The organism is Rhizobium sp. CF122, assembly GCF_000282035.1.
In the GTDB taxonomy this organism is placed as follows: Bacteria; Pseudomonadota; Alphaproteobacteria; order Rhizobiales; family Rhizobiaceae; genus Rhizobium.
In genome coordinates, this window is record NZ_AKKA01000113.1 from 1 (window position 1) to 17,004 (window position 17,004).

General features: G+C 60.1%; 16 protein-coding genes and 1 pseudogene. 9 read left to right on the forward strand and 8 right to left on the reverse strand.

Features of this window, described 5'->3' with window-relative positions; genetic code table 11:
• Positions 1–67 precede the first annotated feature (67 nt).
• Complete coding sequence (locus PMI09_RS26940; protein WP_007801817.1) at positions 68–1,942, reverse strand: L,D-transpeptidase family protein; 1,875 nt, start codon at positions 1,940–1,942, stop codon at positions 68–70.
• Positions 1,943–2,341: 399 nt separating this feature from the next.
• Here PMI09_RS26940 and fumC point away from each other — a divergent pair, with 399 nt between their 5' ends.
• Both fumC and PMI09_RS26950 read left to right on the forward strand, forming a co-directional pair.
• Positions 2,342–3,733 (forward strand): class II fumarate hydratase, encoded by a 1,392-nt coding sequence (gene fumC / locus PMI09_RS26945; RefSeq protein ID WP_007801819.1) that lies wholly within the window; start codon positions 2,342–2,344, stop codon positions 3,731–3,733.
• Between the two features lie 160 nt (positions 3,734–3,893).
• Entirely contained in the window at positions 3,894–5,501 is a 1,608-nt protein-coding gene (locus PMI09_RS26950) for a fumarate hydratase (RefSeq protein WP_007801820.1), read from the forward strand.
• 6 nt (positions 5,502–5,507) lie between these two features.
• Here the strand turns inward: PMI09_RS26950 and PMI09_RS26955 are convergent, their stop codons facing one another.
• Positions 5,508–5,723, reverse strand: coding sequence for a hypothetical protein (locus PMI09_RS26955; RefSeq protein WP_007801822.1), 216 nt, complete (start codon positions 5,721–5,723; stop codon positions 5,508–5,510).
• A 349-nt stretch (positions 5,724–6,072) separates the two neighbouring features.
• Here PMI09_RS26955 and PMI09_RS26960 point away from each other — a divergent pair, with 349 nt between their 5' ends.
• Positions 6,073–7,143: a GGDEF domain-containing protein gene (locus PMI09_RS26960; protein ID WP_007801825.1), complete on the forward strand. Its 1,071-nt coding sequence runs from the start codon at positions 6,073–6,075 to the stop codon at positions 7,141–7,143.
• A gap of 129 nt (positions 7,144–7,272) precedes the next feature.
• On the opposite strand, the gene PMI09_RS26965 is transcribed toward PMI09_RS26960, so the two are convergent.
• Complete coding sequence (locus PMI09_RS26965) at positions 7,273–7,884, reverse strand: pyridoxamine 5'-phosphate oxidase family protein (RefSeq protein ID WP_007801826.1); 612 nt, start codon at positions 7,882–7,884, stop codon at positions 7,273–7,275.
• Between the two features lie 49 nt (positions 7,885–7,933).
• On the reverse strand, positions 7,934–8,890 hold the full coding sequence (locus PMI09_RS26970) for an alpha/beta hydrolase (protein WP_007801828.1): 957 nt from the start codon (positions 8,888–8,890) through the stop codon (positions 7,934–7,936).
• Positions 8,891–8,935: 45 nt separating this feature from the next.
• On the opposite strand from PMI09_RS26970, the gene PMI09_RS26975 reads away from it, so the two are divergent.
• Positions 8,936–9,403, forward strand: a complete 468-nt coding sequence (locus tag PMI09_RS26975) for a MarR family winged helix-turn-helix transcriptional regulator (RefSeq protein ID WP_007801830.1) — start codon at positions 8,936–8,938, stop codon at positions 9,401–9,403.
• Positions 9,404–9,422: 19 nt separating this feature from the next.
• On the opposite strand, the pseudogene PMI09_RS30750 reads toward PMI09_RS26975, so the two are convergent.
• From PMI09_RS30750 to PMI09_RS26995, 3 genes and pseudogenes are all read right to left on the reverse strand, one after another.
• Positions 9,423–10,174: pseudogene (locus PMI09_RS30750) on the reverse strand (IS5 family transposase).
• Between the two features lie 68 nt (positions 10,175–10,242).
• On the reverse strand, positions 10,243–11,433 hold the full coding sequence (locus PMI09_RS26990) for a low temperature requirement protein A (RefSeq protein ID WP_007801836.1): 1,191 nt from the start codon (positions 11,431–11,433) through the stop codon (positions 10,243–10,245).
• 25 nt (positions 11,434–11,458) lie between these two features.
• Positions 11,459–11,833 (reverse strand): gamma-butyrobetaine hydroxylase-like domain-containing protein, encoded by a 375-nt coding sequence (locus PMI09_RS26995; RefSeq protein WP_007801838.1) that lies wholly within the window; start codon positions 11,831–11,833, stop codon positions 11,459–11,461.
• 134 nt (positions 11,834–11,967) lie between these two features.
• Here PMI09_RS26995 and moaA point away from each other — a divergent pair, with 134 nt between their 5' ends.
• Positions 11,968–13,014 (forward strand): GTP 3',8-cyclase MoaA, encoded by a 1,047-nt coding sequence (gene moaA / locus PMI09_RS27000; RefSeq protein WP_007801839.1) that lies wholly within the window; start codon positions 11,968–11,970, stop codon positions 13,012–13,014.
• A 21-nt stretch (positions 13,015–13,035) separates the two neighbouring features.
• Here the strand turns inward: moaA and PMI09_RS27005 are convergent, their stop codons facing one another.
• Positions 13,036–13,806 carry an SDR family oxidoreductase gene (locus tag PMI09_RS27005; RefSeq protein WP_007801842.1) on the reverse strand — a complete coding sequence of 257 codons (771 nt, stop codon included), beginning with the start codon at positions 13,804–13,806 and terminating at the stop codon, positions 13,036–13,038.
• Positions 13,807–14,009: 203 nt separating this feature from the next.
• Here PMI09_RS27005 and PMI09_RS27010 point away from each other — a divergent pair, with 203 nt between their 5' ends.
• From PMI09_RS27010 to PMI09_RS27025, 4 genes are read left to right on the forward strand one after another with little or no spacing between them, the layout of a single operon-like run.
• On the forward strand, positions 14,010–14,918 hold the full coding sequence (locus PMI09_RS27010) for a DMT family transporter (RefSeq protein ID WP_007801844.1): 909 nt from the start codon (positions 14,010–14,012) through the stop codon (positions 14,916–14,918).
• 7 nt (positions 14,919–14,925) lie between these two features.
• Positions 14,926–15,558, forward strand: coding sequence for a molybdenum cofactor guanylyltransferase MobA (gene mobA, locus PMI09_RS27015; RefSeq protein WP_007801846.1), 633 nt, complete (start codon positions 14,926–14,928; stop codon positions 15,556–15,558).
• Positions 15,558–16,073 carry a molybdopterin-guanine dinucleotide biosynthesis protein B gene (mobB, locus tag PMI09_RS27020; protein WP_007801848.1) on the forward strand — a complete coding sequence of 172 codons (516 nt, stop codon included), beginning with the start codon at positions 15,558–15,560 and terminating at the stop codon, positions 16,071–16,073. The genes mobA and mobB overlap by 1 nt, the downstream gene beginning before the upstream one ends.
• Positions 16,074–16,094: 21 nt before the next feature.
• Positions 16,095–16,883: a GNAT family N-acetyltransferase gene (locus tag PMI09_RS27025; RefSeq protein ID WP_007801850.1), complete on the forward strand. Its 789-nt coding sequence runs from the start codon at positions 16,095–16,097 to the stop codon at positions 16,881–16,883.
• Positions 16,884–17,004 lie beyond the last annotated feature (121 nt).

A 17,004-nucleotide genomic window follows, 5' to 3' on the forward strand; every position in this document is an offset into this window, starting at 1 on the left:
ATGCCTCGCGCACAACGAAAAAAGGCGGCTCAACGGCCGCCTTTTTCATATCGCCCTCTCGGCGCGGTCAGATCTGCGCGCCACGTGCCTTCGTCGTGGCATCGAATGCTTTCTGCACATAGACGTCACGGCCGTACACGTCGTCGAAATATTGCACGACACCATCCTTGTTCGGCCAGGCCGTGAAGTAAGCCACGTAGACCGGTATCTTCTGCGGAACTTGGATTGCGTGGTTCTTGCCCGTCGCGATCTCCTTGCCGATCTGTTCGACCGACGTATTCAGCACGGCCGCTGCCATTGCACGCGGCTCCGCAAGGCGCACGCAACCGTGGCTGAGCGCCCGCATGTCGCGCTTGAAGAAGCTTTTCGAGGGCGTGTCATGCATGTAGATGGCATGGGCGTTCGGGAACAGGATCTTGAGTTCGCCAAGCGCATTGTCGTCGCTCGGCGGCTGGCGTACGGAGACGTTGGTCGTCGACCCGTACCAGTCGACGCCGGACGACGCCACGGCGCGACCGCCAACGGTTACTTCATAACCCATCCGGTCCAGATAACTCGGATCGGAGCGCAGCCGCGGCAGCATCTCGTTGATGATGATCGACTGCGGCACGCCCCAGAACGGGTTAAACTCGACTGTCTCGATCTGATCCTGGAAGAAAAAGGTCTGGTGCGACGGCTGACCAACGACGACACGCATCGACAACTGTTCCTTGTTGTCGTTGTGGTAGTAAACCATATAGGCAGGCTGGTTGATGAAGACGTAACGCGAGCCGAGATCGGCTGGCAACCAGCGCGCCTGCTCCATGGCGACGATCAACTTCTCAACCTTCGAAGCATTGCTGTCGCCGCCGATCATGATGCGAACCGTCGCTTGGCCGACGACGCCGTCCGGCTTCAGTCCATGTTCCTTTTGGAAACCTTCGACGAGCGCAACGATCTCCGGCGAATACTCGGTGCTACCCGCATATGCGCCAAGCGTTGCCGCATGCTCGGCCTTCAGCGCAGCCGAACCGTGCTTGTCGATGGCCTTGACGATGTTCGGGATTTCGGAAGAGTTGTCGCCGGGACGAAGCAACCCATTCAGGGCGATATCGATGCGGTCGTCACCTGCGCCTTCGGCCCTCAGCTTCGTCAATTCACTTTCGAGCGCGACAAACTGCGAACCATCCGGCGTGCGGCTTCTGAGATAAGCAGCGGTATCCGGGCTCATTCGGGCGAGCTTGAGAACGGGGGCAAGGTTCACATCCTTGCGCTTGAAATCATGATAGCCGGACAGCTTGTTCGGGTCGACGCGGCCGCGAATGGTGTCCTGCACATACGCGAGCACCTTGGCAGAAAGCTCCAGCTCGAACTGCGTCAGGGCGCGGTCGCGGATTGCTGGATCCGGATTGGCCGGATCCTCAGTCGGCACCTGCACGGCATAGTCAGCCGGGTCAAGGCCAACCGACGCCGCATCCGCCAATACGGCCATCGCCGCCTTGGCGCGATTGTTGACATCTGTTCCGGTGAGCCAAACCAGCGGGTTCTTCACGTCGCCGTAATAGACCTCAAGGGCCTTGGCAACTTCGACAGGGGCGCGCACCTTTGCCTCGATGAGGAAGCGGCGTTGGACCGATGGCATGGTCTCGGTCGCAGCCGACGCGTCGGCGACTGCTCCGGTGACAACAGGATCCGTGAATTTGCCGGTATCGACGAGGCGCATCGCATCGGGCTGGTAGGTATAGTAGCGCGGGCTCGATACCTTCGGCAGAGGTGCATCCGGCGCCGACTGAAGGAACGAAGGAATGGACGGCCTCGGATTGACAATCGTGCTCTGGGTCCGAGCGCGATCCCCGCGGATCATATCCATCAACGTGTAGGCATGCGCGGGCGCGACACCCATCGCAGCCATACCGCAGGAAAGCGCGAGTGCGGAAGCCGCACCTTTCAAAAGGAATGTCATGCTTTTATCCAGTCCCAGTGTCATGCTGTCTTAAAATCGCGGGCGAGACCCGCCTCAGAACTCGTTTCATCCGGCGCGAGCGTCACATGGCAGAAAGCAGGCGCCGCCGCCAGCCTCAGCCAACTCAACCTACAGTAACGCGACAAACCCTTCCGTTGATCCGCAGTTCACACAAAATTATGAAATTATTGGTTAATTTTTTACTTTATTTTCGCCTTCAGACACAGTGGCCAAAAAGCCGTTGAAAGATAAAAATTCAGCCGTGTCTAAAAGATCACGGATCCCAGAAACTAACATGAATATTCTACTCATATTTGCATTCCTGGACGGTTTTCTTCGGCCCGTTTCGGACCTATAAGACCACATCTTTGAGAGGCACCGCGACAGAAAGGCATGGCCATGACTTCCACCCGCACCGAAACAGATACGTTCGGCCCGATCGAAGTGCAAAATGACCGATATTGGGGTGCACAGGCGCAACGCTCGCTCGGCAATTTCAAGATCGGCTGGGAAAAGCAGCCGCTTTCGATCGTCCGCGCCCTCGGCATCGTCAAGCAGGCAGCGGCCCGCGCGAACATGGCGCTTGGCCAGCTCAATCCGGAGATCGGGAACGCCATCGTTGGTGCCGCACAGGAAGTCATCGAGGGTAAGCTCGACAACCACTTCCCTCTGGTCGTCTGGCAGACGGGCTCCGGCACGCAGTCGAACATGAACGCCAACGAGGTGATCTCCAACCGCGCCATCGAGTTGATGGGCGGCGTTATGGGCTCCAAAAAGCCGGTGCATCCGAACGATCACGTCAACATGAGCCAGTCGTCGAACGACACTTATCCGACGGCGATGCATATCGCCTGCGCAGAGCAGATCGTGCGGCACCTGCTTCCGAGCCTGAAGCACCTGCACGCCGCGCTCGACATGAAGGTCACCGAGTTCAGCCACATCATCAAGATCGGCCGCACGCATACGCAGGACGCAACGCCATTGACGCTTGGCCAGGAATTTTCCGGCTATGCGGCGCAGGTCGGCTCCGCGATCAAGCGCATTGAATTGACGCTCCCCGGTCTTTGTGAACTGGCCCAGGGCGGCACCGCGGTCGGCACTGGCCTCAACGCGCCGATCGGTTTTGCCGAAAAGGTCGCAGACAAGATCGCCGAGATCACCGGCCTGCCTTTCGTCACCGCCCCGAACAAGTTCGAGGCGCTCGCCGCTCATGACTCCATGGTGTTCAGCCATGGCGCCATCAATGCCGCCGCCGCCGCGCTCTTCAAGATCGCCAACGACATCCGCTTGTTAGGCTCTGGCCCGCGCGCCGGCCTCGGCGAGTTGGCCCTTCCGGAAAACGAGCCCGGCTCTTCCATCATGCCCGGCAAGGTCAATCCGACCCAGTGCGAAGCGCTGACCCAGGTCTGCATTCATATCTTCGGCAACAACGCGGCGCTGACCTTTGCCGACAGCCAGGGCCACTTCGAACTCAACGTCTACAATCCGATGATGGCCTACAATTTTCTCCAGTCGGTACAGCTGCTCGGCGACGCCGCCGTCTCCTTCACCGACAATTGCGTCGTCGGCATCGAGGCACGTGAGGACAACATCAAGGCTGGGCTCGAGCGGTCGCTGATGCTGGTCACGGCGCTCGCCCCGAAGATCGGCTATGACAATGCCGCCAAGATCGCCAAGACGGCACACAAGAACGGCACGACACTGAAGGAAGAAGCATTGGCGAGCGGCCTCGTCACTGTTGAGGAATATGACACGATCGTCCGTCCCGAAACGATGATCGGCCCGAAGTAAATCCGCCGCCGAGCCCCATCAAAATAGCAGACAGCGCCGCCCTCGCGGCGATGTCTTCATGGATTTTCATGACTAAAACAGACAAGTTTTAGAATTATTGCAATTGCGAAGGCGCCCGAATAGACCATCTGCGATTTCGGTCCGCATGAAAGGTCCTTCGATGGCTGACGATCTTTTCCCCCTCAGCAAAGACTCCACCCAATACCGCAAGATCAGCAGCGACTACGTCTCCGTCGACAGCTTCAAGGGACAGGATATCCTGACCGTCGAGCCAGAAGGCATTCGCCTGCTCGCCGAAACGGCCTTCGCCGACATCAACCATCTGCTGCGGCCCGGCCACCTGAAGCAGCTCGCCTCGATCCTTGAGGACCCGGAAGCAACCGACAACGACCGTTTCGTTGCCTACGATCTCTTGAAGAACGCCAACATCGCCGCAGGCGGCATCCTGCCGATGTGTCAGGATACCGGCACGGCGATCATCATGGCCAAGAAGGGCCGCAGGGTGTGGACCGAAGGAGAGGATTACTCGGCTCTCGCCAAGGGCGTCATGGACGCCTACGAGAAGAAGAACCTGCGCTATTCGCAGCTGGCGCCCATCAAGATGTTCGAGGAAAGGAACACCAAGAACAATCTCCCGGCGCAGATCGACATCTATGAGGAAGGCACGGATTCCTACGACTTTCTATTCGTCGCCAAGGGTGGCGGATCGGCCAACAAGACCTTCCTCTATCAGGGCACCCCGTCGCTCTTGACGCACGACCGGATGATCGACTTCCTCAAGGAGAAGATCCTCACCTTAGGTACGGCAGCCTGCCCCCCTTACCATCTGGCGATCGTCATCGGCGGCACGTCGGCCGAAATGAACCTGAAAACCGTCAAGCTCGCCTCGACGCGCTATCTCGATGATCTGCCGACCGAAGGCTCCGACAGCGGCCATGCCTTCCGCGATATCGAGATGGAGAGGGAAATCCACAAGCTGACGCAACAGATGGGCGTCGGCGCCCAGTTCGGGGGCAAGTACTTCTGTCATGACGTGCGTGTCGTCCGCCTGCCCCGCCACGGCGCTTCGCTGCCGATCGGTCTCGGCGTCTCCTGCTCCGCCGACCGTCAGGCGAAGGGCAAGATCACCCGCGACGGCATCTTCGTCGAGCAACTGGAGACGGATCCGTCGAAGTACATGCCTGAAATCGACGAGTCGAAGCTATCGGACTCGATGGTCCGTATCGATCTCAACCAGCCGATGACCGCGATCCTTGCCGAACTGACGAAGCACCCGGTCAAGACACGGCTGTCCCTGACGGGAACGATTATCGTCGCGCGCGACCTTGCCCACGCCAGGATCCGCGAACGGCTGGAAAAAGGCGAAGGCATGCCTGATTACATGAAGAACCACCCGGTCTATTACGCCGGCCCGGCCAAGACCCCGGTAGGATATGCCTCCGGCTCCTTCGGTCCGACCACAGCCGGCCGCATGGATTCCTATGTCGACCAATTCCAGTCTTTCGGCGGATCGATGGTGATGCTTGCCAAGGGCAACCGCTCGCGCGCCGTGCGCGAAGCCTGCAAGAAGCACGGCGGCTTCTACCTCGGCTCCATCGGCGGACCGGCTGCGCGGCTGGCGCAGGATTGCATCAAGAAAGTCGAGGTGTTGGAATATCCGGAACTCGGGATGGAAGCCGTCTGGAAGATCGAGGTCGAAGACTTCCCGGCTTTTATCGTCACCGATGATAAGGGCAATGACTTCTTCCAGGAATTCAACCTCGGCTGACCGACCTCAATGGATCGCCGCGGTTGCCCCATGGTCGAGCGCGGCGCTATCGTTTTGGCTCTCGGAGCCCGCAGTGCTGAATACCTCCTCTGCCTTCACACTAGCGAGGATGTCGCTGCGGAAGACCCCATCGAAGAAGCCGTTCTGCTGGATCAGCGCGACAGATCCGGCGATAACGGCGGCGGCGAGTACGATGGGTGAAGTGTGACGAGACGTTTCCATCTTCTCTGGCCTTCCAGTGGAGCCCCGCGGTTCGCTGGGAAGGAACGTGCGCCTTCTCAGCGACGCACAACAGAGCTTCCAATCGACACCGACTGTCAACAATTTGGAGACGATCAAAAGCAACCAAAACGGCTTGTGGGATTCTTTATTTCGCGTTATTCGCGCATAAGACGCAACGATCGTTAAATCGACAAAAATTCTCAGATAAAATCAATGCGATAAGCAAATATGGAGAAGATCGGCCAAATCTCACATGTAATCATTGGTATATCCCCCCTTAATCATTTCCCAATATTTGTAAGCTAACAAATTAAACACTGCATTTGACATTCAATTGAGGAGTAGTCGCATGACGACGGCCGCAGCGCCAACGAGGGCGCAGGTTCCTGACGTGGCAGGTCAGATCACGTTCGCCATGCGCTCCATGGGCGTTGCGCCGATCCCGCGCAACTACGAGCTCTTCTACGAAGCCTACATCGGCTCTAACCCGGCGCTGACGCGGGACCTGGCAGCCCTCGGCAGCCAGGCGACGCAAGAGGAATTGGACGCCCTCGGCGCGCAATATTTTGCGCACAGCCCCGCCCGCGTGTTTGATGACGCCCATGGCCGCATCGCCGCCGAGCTCGAGACGCTGCTGCGCGTCCTCCGCCAGGAGCAGATATCGCTGGAAAGCTACAACAAGCTGCTTGGCGAAACCTACAAGCGGATCAGTTCGAAGAACCACACAAGCGTAGAGCTTATCGAGAACGCGCTCACCCTGCTGACCGAGGCAACTGGCGACACAATGGCGCACGGCGAACGCACGGTCGAAAACGTCGTCCAGCGTTCACAGGAAATGGATCAGGTCCGCAAGGAACTCGACGAGTACAAGCGCATCGCCAACACCGACTCGTTGACGCGCCTGTCGAACCGTCGCGCCTTCGACGACCGCCTGTCGGCCGTCTTCAACAATCCGACCATGCGCCCAGTGACCGCGCTCGTACTCGCTGACATCGACAACTTCAAGAAGATCAACGACACCTATGGTCATCCGGTCGGTGACAAGATCCTTGCGACCGTTGCCTCGGTCATCCGCGCCAACGTGCGCCGCGACGTTTTCGTCGCCCGCACCGGCGGCGAGGAATTCGCCCTGATCATCGAAGGCAATACTGCCGAGGAAGTGATGGGCACGGCCGAGCGCATCCGCCGTACGCTGGAAACAACCCCCTTCACGAACTCGCGCACGAGGATCAATTACGGACCTGTTACCGTGTCGGTCGGCGTCTGTATGGCATCCTACGCGGAGGACGCCGGCGAGCTTTACCATAAGGCCGATGTTGCGCTTTATGGCGCCAAGAATTCGGGCCGCAACTGCAGCGTCCTCTTTGAAGACGGTATGCAGAAAGACTTCACGAAGAGCTGGCTGATCTACAAGGGATAGGTCTTGGGCGACACTGCCCTGGCCTTCCCGGTCACAGTCGATGATCTGCGTTTGTCGCGATCACTCCTCGCTATCGCAAGCACAGCTATCGATGGCCTGCATGCGAGCCCATTGGAAGAGCTACTGAAGTTACCACATCGTCTTGGCCGCACGCTCCGGCCATTCGCGATCATAGGTCTCGTAGTCGAAATCCCCGGCCGCCGCCTTCAGCATCAGCCCCGGCGTCGGCAAGCTCTTTGGATCAACGAAGGTTTCCGGATTCCAAAGCTCGGAACGGATCAGCGCGCGGGCACACTGGAAATAGACCTCGTCGATTGTGATGACGATCACCGTCCGCGGGTACTTGCCGTCCATCACAAAGCTGGACAGGACCGCTTCGTCGTTCGTCACAACGCCGCGCCCGTTGACGCGCATCGTGGTATTCGAGCCGGGAATAAGAAACATCAGCGCCAGGCGCGGGTCGCGTACGATGTTAGAGAGCGAATCGACGCGGTTGTTGCCGCGCCAGTCAGGCAGATGCAGCGTTCTGTCGTCAATGATGCGCACGACGCCGCCGATATCGCCCCGCGGCGAACAGTCGAGCCCCTCGGGTCCCACCGTCGCAAGCGCCACAAAAGGCGAGGCCTCGATCATCTCTTGGTATAGCGGCGTCAGGTAGTCCGTCACCTTGGCCACCGACGCCTGCGTCAGCCCGCCAGCATAGATGGCCGCGAGTTCTTCCACCGTTTCGATGATTTTCATGATCGACCTGCCGCGTTGTTGTCGCAGCCTTTAGCTGCCCAACGTGACGCTACAATGACGCGCGCCGTGCGGAAAGGTCGAAAAGTGGAATGATCTCAGCATCTTTGCCGGAAATAGCGCTGGCAAGAAAATCTGTGATCGCTTCCAGAACGGGCGCCGCGCTGACAATCCGGCGATGGCCGAACCCATTCGCCCAGTGGAGCCTGACGTCATTGCTCGCCGCCGCGTAGCGGCGCGCATGGTTGGCGCCCACTTCCTTGTCGTCCTCCGCATGGACGACCAGCACCGGACGCCGGATCGCGCCGGCCGCCCTGCCCGCATCGAATTCCTCAAGTCTCCGGCCGGCGACACAACGCACCTCGTTCTCCAACACTTGCTGCGCGGGCTTCGCAAGCCCGATCATCTTACCGAAATCCTTGAAGAGCCAGTGCATCTCGCTCGGCGAGCCGATGAGCACCAGCCTTTCCGGCAGCACGGCGGCAATCCCGGGCAGCATGCCAGACGCAGCCACCATCAGCGCAGCGCCACCGAAAGAATGGCCGAGTGTGGCGTCGAAGGCACCGAACCGACGTTCAGCCGCAGCGATCGCCTTCACCGCAATGCCCATATGGAGGGACCGCCCTGGCGCGCGTCCGTGTCCGGGAAAATCGACGACGATCACCTCGGCGCCGGTCGCCACCAGCGCCTCGACAAGATCGGCCATGTATTCGCCGCTCGATCCCCAGCCGTGCGTCACGAGGTAACGCGGCCGGCGTCCCAGCGCACCGCCATTCAGCCGATATGCATGCGCCCTGCCGCCGCCGCCGGCAAGGGGAAGCACGAATCGCTCTGCGCTGGCAAGCTTTGCCGCACCGGCTGCATGCGCCGCCTTCGCCTTCTCGCCCTTGGGTCTGCGCGACGGCGTCAGGCAGAACAGTCGAAACGCCGCCTTTCCAGCCATGCGCGGCGAGACCGACTGCAGCAGGGAAAATCCGAGGCGGGTGACCTTCAGCGTAAAGTTTGTCATAGTGGGAATCCAACAATGTTCAACACTGAACAATAAAGTACAACGATGAACAAAAATCAATCCCTACCTTGGGATCATCCGCGTTTTCGTAGCTGGATCGCCGTCGCCCGCGCCTGCCAGCTCATGCAGCAGTCACTCGGTCGCTCGCTATCCGAACTCGATATCAAGACCCCGCATCTCGACATTCTGATCAACCTCTACCGCTTCGAAGGCATCTCGCAGCAGGAATTAGCCCGCAAACTGCTGGTCGGCCGCTCGAACATGAGCATGCTGCTGCCGCAGATGGAAAAGCGCGGCCTGATCGAACGGCGTGGCGACACGAAGGACAAGCGCGTGCTGCGGCTCTTCCTCACTCAGGAAGGCCGCGAAGTCACGGAGAAGGCCATGGTCATTCAGATCGACCTCATCGAACGCGTGCTGTCACCCGAACCGATCGAGCAATGCATGGCGATGGCCGATTCGATGGAGCGGATTATCCGCGTGCTGCAGCACGACCTTATCGACGAAGACTGACCCTAGGAAGTGTGGACAGTTACCTTAGCCATAGGATTGTCGCGGCAAGAGCGATCATCGAGTTTCGCGCTGTTTTCTCGTATCGGGTGGCAATGCGTCGGAATTGCTTGAGTTTTGAAAAGCAGCACTCGATCAGGTGGCGCTGGGCATAGAGTTGCTTGTCGAGCGGATATTTCCGGGCACGCGAAGGATTGTTTGGGATGACGGCTTGTGCGCCTTTGTCGGCGATAGCCTTGCGTAGCCGATCACTATCGTAGGCGGTATCGGCCGACATTGGCAGGGAGGTCTTCGATCAAGCCATCAGCTTGCGGCGCATCGCCCTTCTGGCCGGCAGTGAGCACAAAGCGCACCGGGCATCCCAGGCCCCGCACCGCCATATGGATTTTTGTGCTCAGGCCGCCGCGCGAGCGTCCAAGGGCCTGATCTTCAGCCCCTTTTTTTTGCGCCAGAGGCGTGTTGGTGGGCCCGGATGATTGTGGAATCGACGATCAGATATTCAAAGTCGCCATCGTCTGACATAGCGTCGAAGAGCCGCCACCAGACGCCCTTTTGGCTCCAGCGGCTGAAGCGGCGAAAGACGCTGTTCCAATCGCCGAACACGTCAGGCAGATCGCGCCAGGGCGAGCCGGTTCGCACGATCCACAACACCGCTTCCACGAACATGCGATTGTCGCGACCCGAAGAACCGCGCGTGCGATCATCACCGATGATATGCGGAGCCATCCGCTCCCACTGGTCGTCACGAAGTACCAAACGGTCCAAAACACCCATGACTGCCTCCAAAAGACAGTCCTGAATCTGATTTGCTCAGATTTGGGAATCCCAAGAGTCCACACTTCCTAGTGCACGGTATGGCCAACCGAATGCCCCGCTAGGGACTTGTACTCCCAGGCGGCCACAACGATCAGTACAGCCGTCGCGAGCATGCCGGCGATGTAGACCTCGATGAACGGCGCAATGAAGGCGAGCAGGATCAGGAGGACGAGGCCGGCCAGATGCGAGAGCGGCAAGCGCCCGCTGGTCGCCCCCTTGAACCAGAGGTTGCCGGCGAGAAATAGCCCGGAGCCACCAAGCACCGAGGCCATGACGCCGAGATTGCCGGTCTCGTGCGGATGCGAGAACATGAATTCGACTGCGACGGCGTGAACGATGATGCCTGCCAGGATCGGGATATGGGCATAGGTAAAGGCCTGCCGCGCCAGGCTTCCCGGCGTTTCGTCGTGTTCGATCCGGTGCGCCGCCCGCTCGTGGCCGAAGCGGAAATAGAGCCACCACATCGCCACCGTTCCAACAAATCCGGTCCCGAAGACGACCGCGGTCAAGGGCGAAAACGGCATTTCCGAGAATGTTCGGCCCGAAACCAGCACCGCTTCGCCAAGGCAGATGATGACGAAGAGTGCGCAACGCTCGGCCATATGTGCCCCGGATACATCCCAGTCGGAAGCAGTGGACTTGCCAAGCCCCGGTACGGCAAAGCCGCTCGCCGGCCCCGCATACTCGATCGCAAGAGCGCCCAGCCACGCAATCAGCCGCGCTTCATGTTCCAGGAAGCCACCGGCGATCCAGAATATGCCGGAAACGATCAACCAGGTGCTGATGCGGAGAAAATTGCGGTAGTTGGAAGCGCTCGCCTCCTTGACGGCATAGGTGGTGAAGAGAGAGCGACCGACCTGCATCAGCACGTAGGCGCCCGCAAAGAGCAGCCCCTTGTCGCCGAAGGCCTCGGGGATGGAGGCAGATAGAACGAGGCCGAGCAGCATCAGCACGACGAGCATGCCCCGAACGGGCATCTTGTCGGGATCGAGCCAGTTCGTCACCCAGGCCGTGAAGATCCAGACCCACCAGACCGCAAAGGTCATCAGGCCAGCCTCAACAGCGCCGAGTGGGGTATAATGCGCCGCAAGCGCATGCGAGAGCTGCGAAATCGAGAAAACGAAGACGAGATCGAAAAACAGTTCAAGAAAGGTGACCCTGCTCCCGCCTGGACTGCCCTTCGCGCGCAGCCAGTTTCGTTTGGTCATTCCCGCCATGCATTCCCCCTGCGGCAGTTGTCGTTCAGCGTGGTTTTTCTGAGATGTCGCGGTTCATGCCCTTCTCGCGCAGTTCTTCGTCATAGGCAGCAAACAGCTCTTGGCCACGCTCGCCAAGTTCGCGCAGATAGGTCCAGGTAAAGATGCCGGTATCGTGCATATCGTCGAAACCGATGCGCACCGCATAGTTGCCGGTCGGTGTCAGAGAGATGATCGCGACATTGCGCTTGCCAGGCACCGTCACCCTCTGTCCCGGCCCGTGCCCCTGCACCTCGGCGGATGGAGAAAGCACACGCAGCATCTCGGCGGAAAGATCGAAGCTCTGCCCGTCGTTGAACGTGACAACGAGGTGCTGCCGGTCTTTCGAAACTCTGAGTTCAGTCGGCCAAATATCGCTCATGATCCCATTCCCCTTCAAAATCACGAGTAGGCAATGCAGCGTGGCGAGGCAAGTTCAATTTGCCGTGCCCAAGAAGCGTTTCCCTTGACGCGGCAATAACCTATACGCACATTAGTAGCATTGCGGAGGCATTCGTGAACAGCAACGTCGGAACGACAGGCAGCGCATCGCCACTGGTCGCAGAGGCAAAACCGATGATCGACCCGTTCAAGCGGGCCGTGACCTATTTGCGCGTCTCCGTCACCGACCGCTGCGACTTCCGCTGCACCTACTGCATGGCCGAGCACATGACTTTCCTGCCGAAGCAGGAACTCTTGACGCTCGAGGAACTGCACCGGCTCTGTTCCGCCTTCATCGCCAAGGGTGTGCGCAAGCTGAGGCTCACCGGCGGCGAACCGCTGGTGCGCAAGAACATCATGTATCTGGTTCGCGAACTCGGCAAAGAGATCGGCGCCGGCCTCGACGAGCTGACACTGACCACCAACGGCTCGCAGCTCTCCCGCTTTGCCGACGAGCTCTACGATTGCGGCGTGCGCCGAATCAACGTCTCGCTCGATACGCTTGATCCGGACAAGTTCCGCCAGATCACCCGTTGGGGCGACTTCCGCAAGGTGATGGAGGGCATCGAGGCGGCCCAGAAAGCCGGCCTCAAGGTCAAGCTCAATGCAGTGGCGCTGAAGGATTTTAACGACGTCGAAATGCCCGAGATGATCCGCTTCGCGCATGGCCGCGGCATGGATCTGACCGTCATCGAAACCATGCCGATGGGCGAGATCGAGGAAGACCGCACCGACCGCTACCTGCCGCTGTCGAAGCTGCGCGCCGATCTCGAACGGCAGTTCACCTTCTCGGAGATCGGCTACCGCACCGGCGGCCCGGCCCGCTATGTCGAAGTCAAGGAGACCGGCGGTCGGCTCGGCTTCATCACGCCGATGACGCATAATTTCTGCGAGAGCTGCAACCGCGTGCGGCTGACCTGCACCGGCACGCTCTACATGTGCCTTGGCCAGAACGACGCCGCCGACCTGCGCGCGGCCGTCCGCGCCACTGACGACAACGGGCTGCTCTATGCCGCGATCGACGAGGCGATCTCGCGCAAGCCGAAGGGCCACGACTTCATCATCGACCGCACCCATAACCGCCCTGCCGTTGCCCGCCATATGAGCGTCACCGGCGGGTGACGCTCACCGGATTCGGGCAGCTTACGTCCGGTTGATCGACACCCCGCCATCCGCCAGCATGGATGTTCCTGTTACGAAGCTCGCCAGATCCGATCCCAGGAAAAGGGCTGCCTTGGCGATCTCCTCGGGCTGCGCCAGGCGCTTGAGCGCATGCAGCCCATGGATGAAGGCGACGAGCTCCTTATCAGGATTCTCGAAATTGGCCGGATTCATCGCCGTATCGGTTCCGCCGGGCAACAGCGCGTTGACACGGATGTTCTTCGGACCGAGCTCCGCCGCAAGCACCTGCACAAGACCGGTCAGTCCTGCCTTACTGGCCGCATAAGCACCCATGCCGGGCATCCCTGCCGTATGTCCAACGAACGTCGACGTGAAGACGATCGATCCGCCGCCGCGCGCGATCATCGCCGGTACCTGGTACCTCGCCGCCAGAAAGGCGCTGGTCAGATTAACCGCAAGCATCTCATTCCAGCCGTCGAGCGAGAGCTCGGCCACCGGTGCGGATTGGCCGGTGCTGCCGGCATTGTTGAAGGCGACATCAAGCCCGCCGAAGCGCTCCACCGCCACCTCGACCAGCCGCCTGTTCAAGGCCTCCTCGCGCACGTCGCCGGCGACCGCAACCGCCTCGCCGCCCGCATCCCCGATCTCTTCCACCAGCATCCCGAGTTTGGCCTCGCGTCGCGCCGCGACGACCAGCCGCGCGCCTTCCGCGGCGAAGAGCTTGGCCGCTGCCCGGCCGATGCCGGAGCTCGCGCCTGTGATGATCGCAACCTTGCCATCCAGATATCTCATGTCGGAACCTCCGCTTGTTGTTGGCGGTATTCCAAATTTCAGACATCGGGGCTGGCAGCCACCCGTTTCCTGCCGCGCCGGCGCACGCATGGCCTGCATTATTGTGCACTGCGCAATCGAATTATCTCGACTGTGTCTTTCGTTCGATTCCCATCCCGCCTGGCACCCTCTAAAAGGACGTGTACGAGAATCGGAATATCGACATGCCGCGGTCCCGCAATACCCAGGGCGCCATCTACATGAGTTCGGCCATGGCCGGATTTTCCTGCAGCGACGCACTTTCCAAGTCAGTCATTAGCTACATGAATGCAGGCCAGATCATGTGCCTGCGCGGCCTCTTCACCAGCATCTTTGTCTATGTCATCGCGCGCTACATGGGTGCATTGCGGTCGTGGCGCATTGTGCTCAAGCCGATGGTCATCGGCCGCGTCATTTGCGAGATACTGGCAGCGGTCACTTACATTACGGCACTTGGCATGATGCCGATCGCGAACGCGTCCGCCATCCTGCAATCGCTGCCGCTGGTCGTGACCTTCGGTGCGGCGCTGTTTTTCTCGGAACCGGTCGGCTGGCGTCGCTGGTCGGCCATTCTTGTGGGACTGCTTGGCGTGCTGATCATAATTCGACCGGGACCGGACGGCTTTACGGCGGCAGCACTTCTCTGCGTCGGCAGCGTCCTCACCACGGCCGGCCGCGACCTCGCCACACGCGGCATCGGCTCCGAGATCCCTTCGCTGATGATCACCGTGGTCACCGCCGTCTCCGTCACGATCGTCGGCGTGTTGCTGACGCCATTGCTTGGCGGATGGGAGCCAGTCAGCCTGACTTCACTTTCGCATCTGCTGCTTGCCGCCATTCTCGTCCTGATCGGCTACCAGTCCGTCATCATGGCGATGCGAACGGGCGAAATCTCCTTCGTGGCGCCGTTCCGCTACACAAGCCTGATCTTCTCGACATTGCTGGGCTTCGTCTTCTTTGCGGAACTCCCCGATCTCTGGACACTCACCGGCGCTGCCATCGTCATCGCTTCCGGCCTCTATACGTTCTATCGTGAGGCCAAACGCCATGTACCGCCGGTCGCCCAGGAGTCCGAGCCGAGAACACCTGTCTGAGGCAATCATGAACGATTTTTCGCTGGATAGATCCAATATACCAGGCGTCGTCCTGGCCGGGGGGCGCTCGTCGCGGATGGGCCGCGACAAAGCCTCCGTGCGGCTCAGCGGCCGCACCTTGCTAGAGCGCGTCATCGAACAACTTGAACCGCAGGTGAGTACCCTTGCCGTCAACGCCGACGCGACGCCAGAAAATTGCCGCCACCGGTTCATTCCTGATATAGTTCCCGGCAAAGCGGGACCGATGGCTGGCATCCATGCCGCGATGGCCTATGGCGCGACGCTCGGAGGTGTTACGCACGTGGTCACGGTATCGGTCGACAGTCCATTCTTCCCCCGCGACTTGGTCGATTGGCTTGCCGCCGCTATCGATGCGCCCGAGAAGATTGCCATCGCCGCCTCGGAAGGCCGCAGCCACCCGGTGTTCGGCTTGTGGCCCGTCGATCTTGCCGATGATCTGAAAGCCTGGATCGCTACCGACGAAAAACGCCGTGTGCGAGACTTCCTCTTACGGCATGACGTTACGGAAGTTACCTTTCCGCTGCGCCCGACGCGGGCGAGCCTTCTCGATCCGTTTTTCAATGTCAACACGCCGGATGATCTCGCCGAGGCGGAACGCTGGCTGAAGGTGCTCGTCTGATGGAAAAACCGAAAGTCTTTGGCATCGCAGGCTGGAAGAACTCGGGCAAGACCGGCCTGGCCGTCCGCCTCGTCGAGGAGTTTACCCGCCGCGGCTATAGCATTTCGACGATCAAGCACGCCCATCATGATTTCGATATCGACAAGGTCGGCGCCGACAGCTACCGCCACCGACAGGCCGGCGCACACGAAGTCACCATCGTTTCAGGTACACGCTACGCCATCATGCACGAATTGCGCGGTGCCCCCGAGCCGACATTCGAAGAAATCCTTGGCCGGATTGCACCCTGCGACCTCGTGCTGATCGAAGGCTACAAGCGCGAGCCGATCCCGAAGATCGAAGCCCGGCGGCTGGAAGCAGCCAGCCGGGAGCCTCTTGCGTCGACGGATCCCTTCATCGCCGCCATCGCGGCCGATCACCCGATTGCCGAAGGCTTTCTGCCGGTATTCAATCTTGATGATACACAGGCGATCGCAGATTTCATTTCGGGGATAGTGGAACTGCCTGCAAAGTAGGAAAGCTGTTGCGAGGGAGCAATGAACTACTACGGCACCGAAAAACAGCAGCGACTGCAGCGCCAGTCCGACGAGGCACAGGCGAGGATTGCGGCCACACCTGGCCTCGTGCAGGCAGGTCGGTTCTTCTCGGTCGACAATTTCAACCTCATTGACTGGGCTTTTGTCGATGAACGCCTCGCGAAGGACGGCGTCTTTGGCTTTCGCATGATGCCGACGACGCACATCGAAGACATCCGTCAGAAGCTCGGATCGTCCTACCGTATTGACGTGTGGAACGTCTGTAGGGCGGACCGCACGATGGCAGTCGCCGCTTGCACCCCGATCCGGGCTGCCGACCTACCCAATGGGCTAACGTGCCTCGGGCTTTCGGATCGTCACGAGGACGAGACGATTCGGCGTATACAGATCTGCATGACGGACAACGGTATCGCGCCGTTCTCCGCTTACATGCTCCTTGGCAAGATCGTGCCGGCTGTGACGGTCGCCCTCGCAGACGGAGATGGCAATATCGTCGCCACGGCTCACGCGAATATGCCCTTCAACACCCACAGCAGGTATCGGGGCATGGCCTGGGTCGGCTTGATAACGGTAACGGCAGATCAGCGCGGAAAAGGGCTCGGCCGCCTTGTCAACGCTCTGGCGATCATGGCCGCATTCGAAACGCTGGGCGCAGATGAAGTGGTTGAGTTCGTGCACGCCGACAATGCAGTTTCGCGCCGCATGATACAATCCTGCGGCCTGCAGCTCGATCCGACGATCCTTTGCGGCCTCGCAACCCCGGTCGTTGACGCCCGCTTTACGACCTAGAGCTTCGGTCATGCCCGCATGGCCCCACGGCGAAGGCAGTGCCCGCAATCGGGTAGGAGGGAGCCTTGCGGCGTCCCTCCTCCCACACCACCGTGCGAACGGTTCCGTACACGGCGGTTCA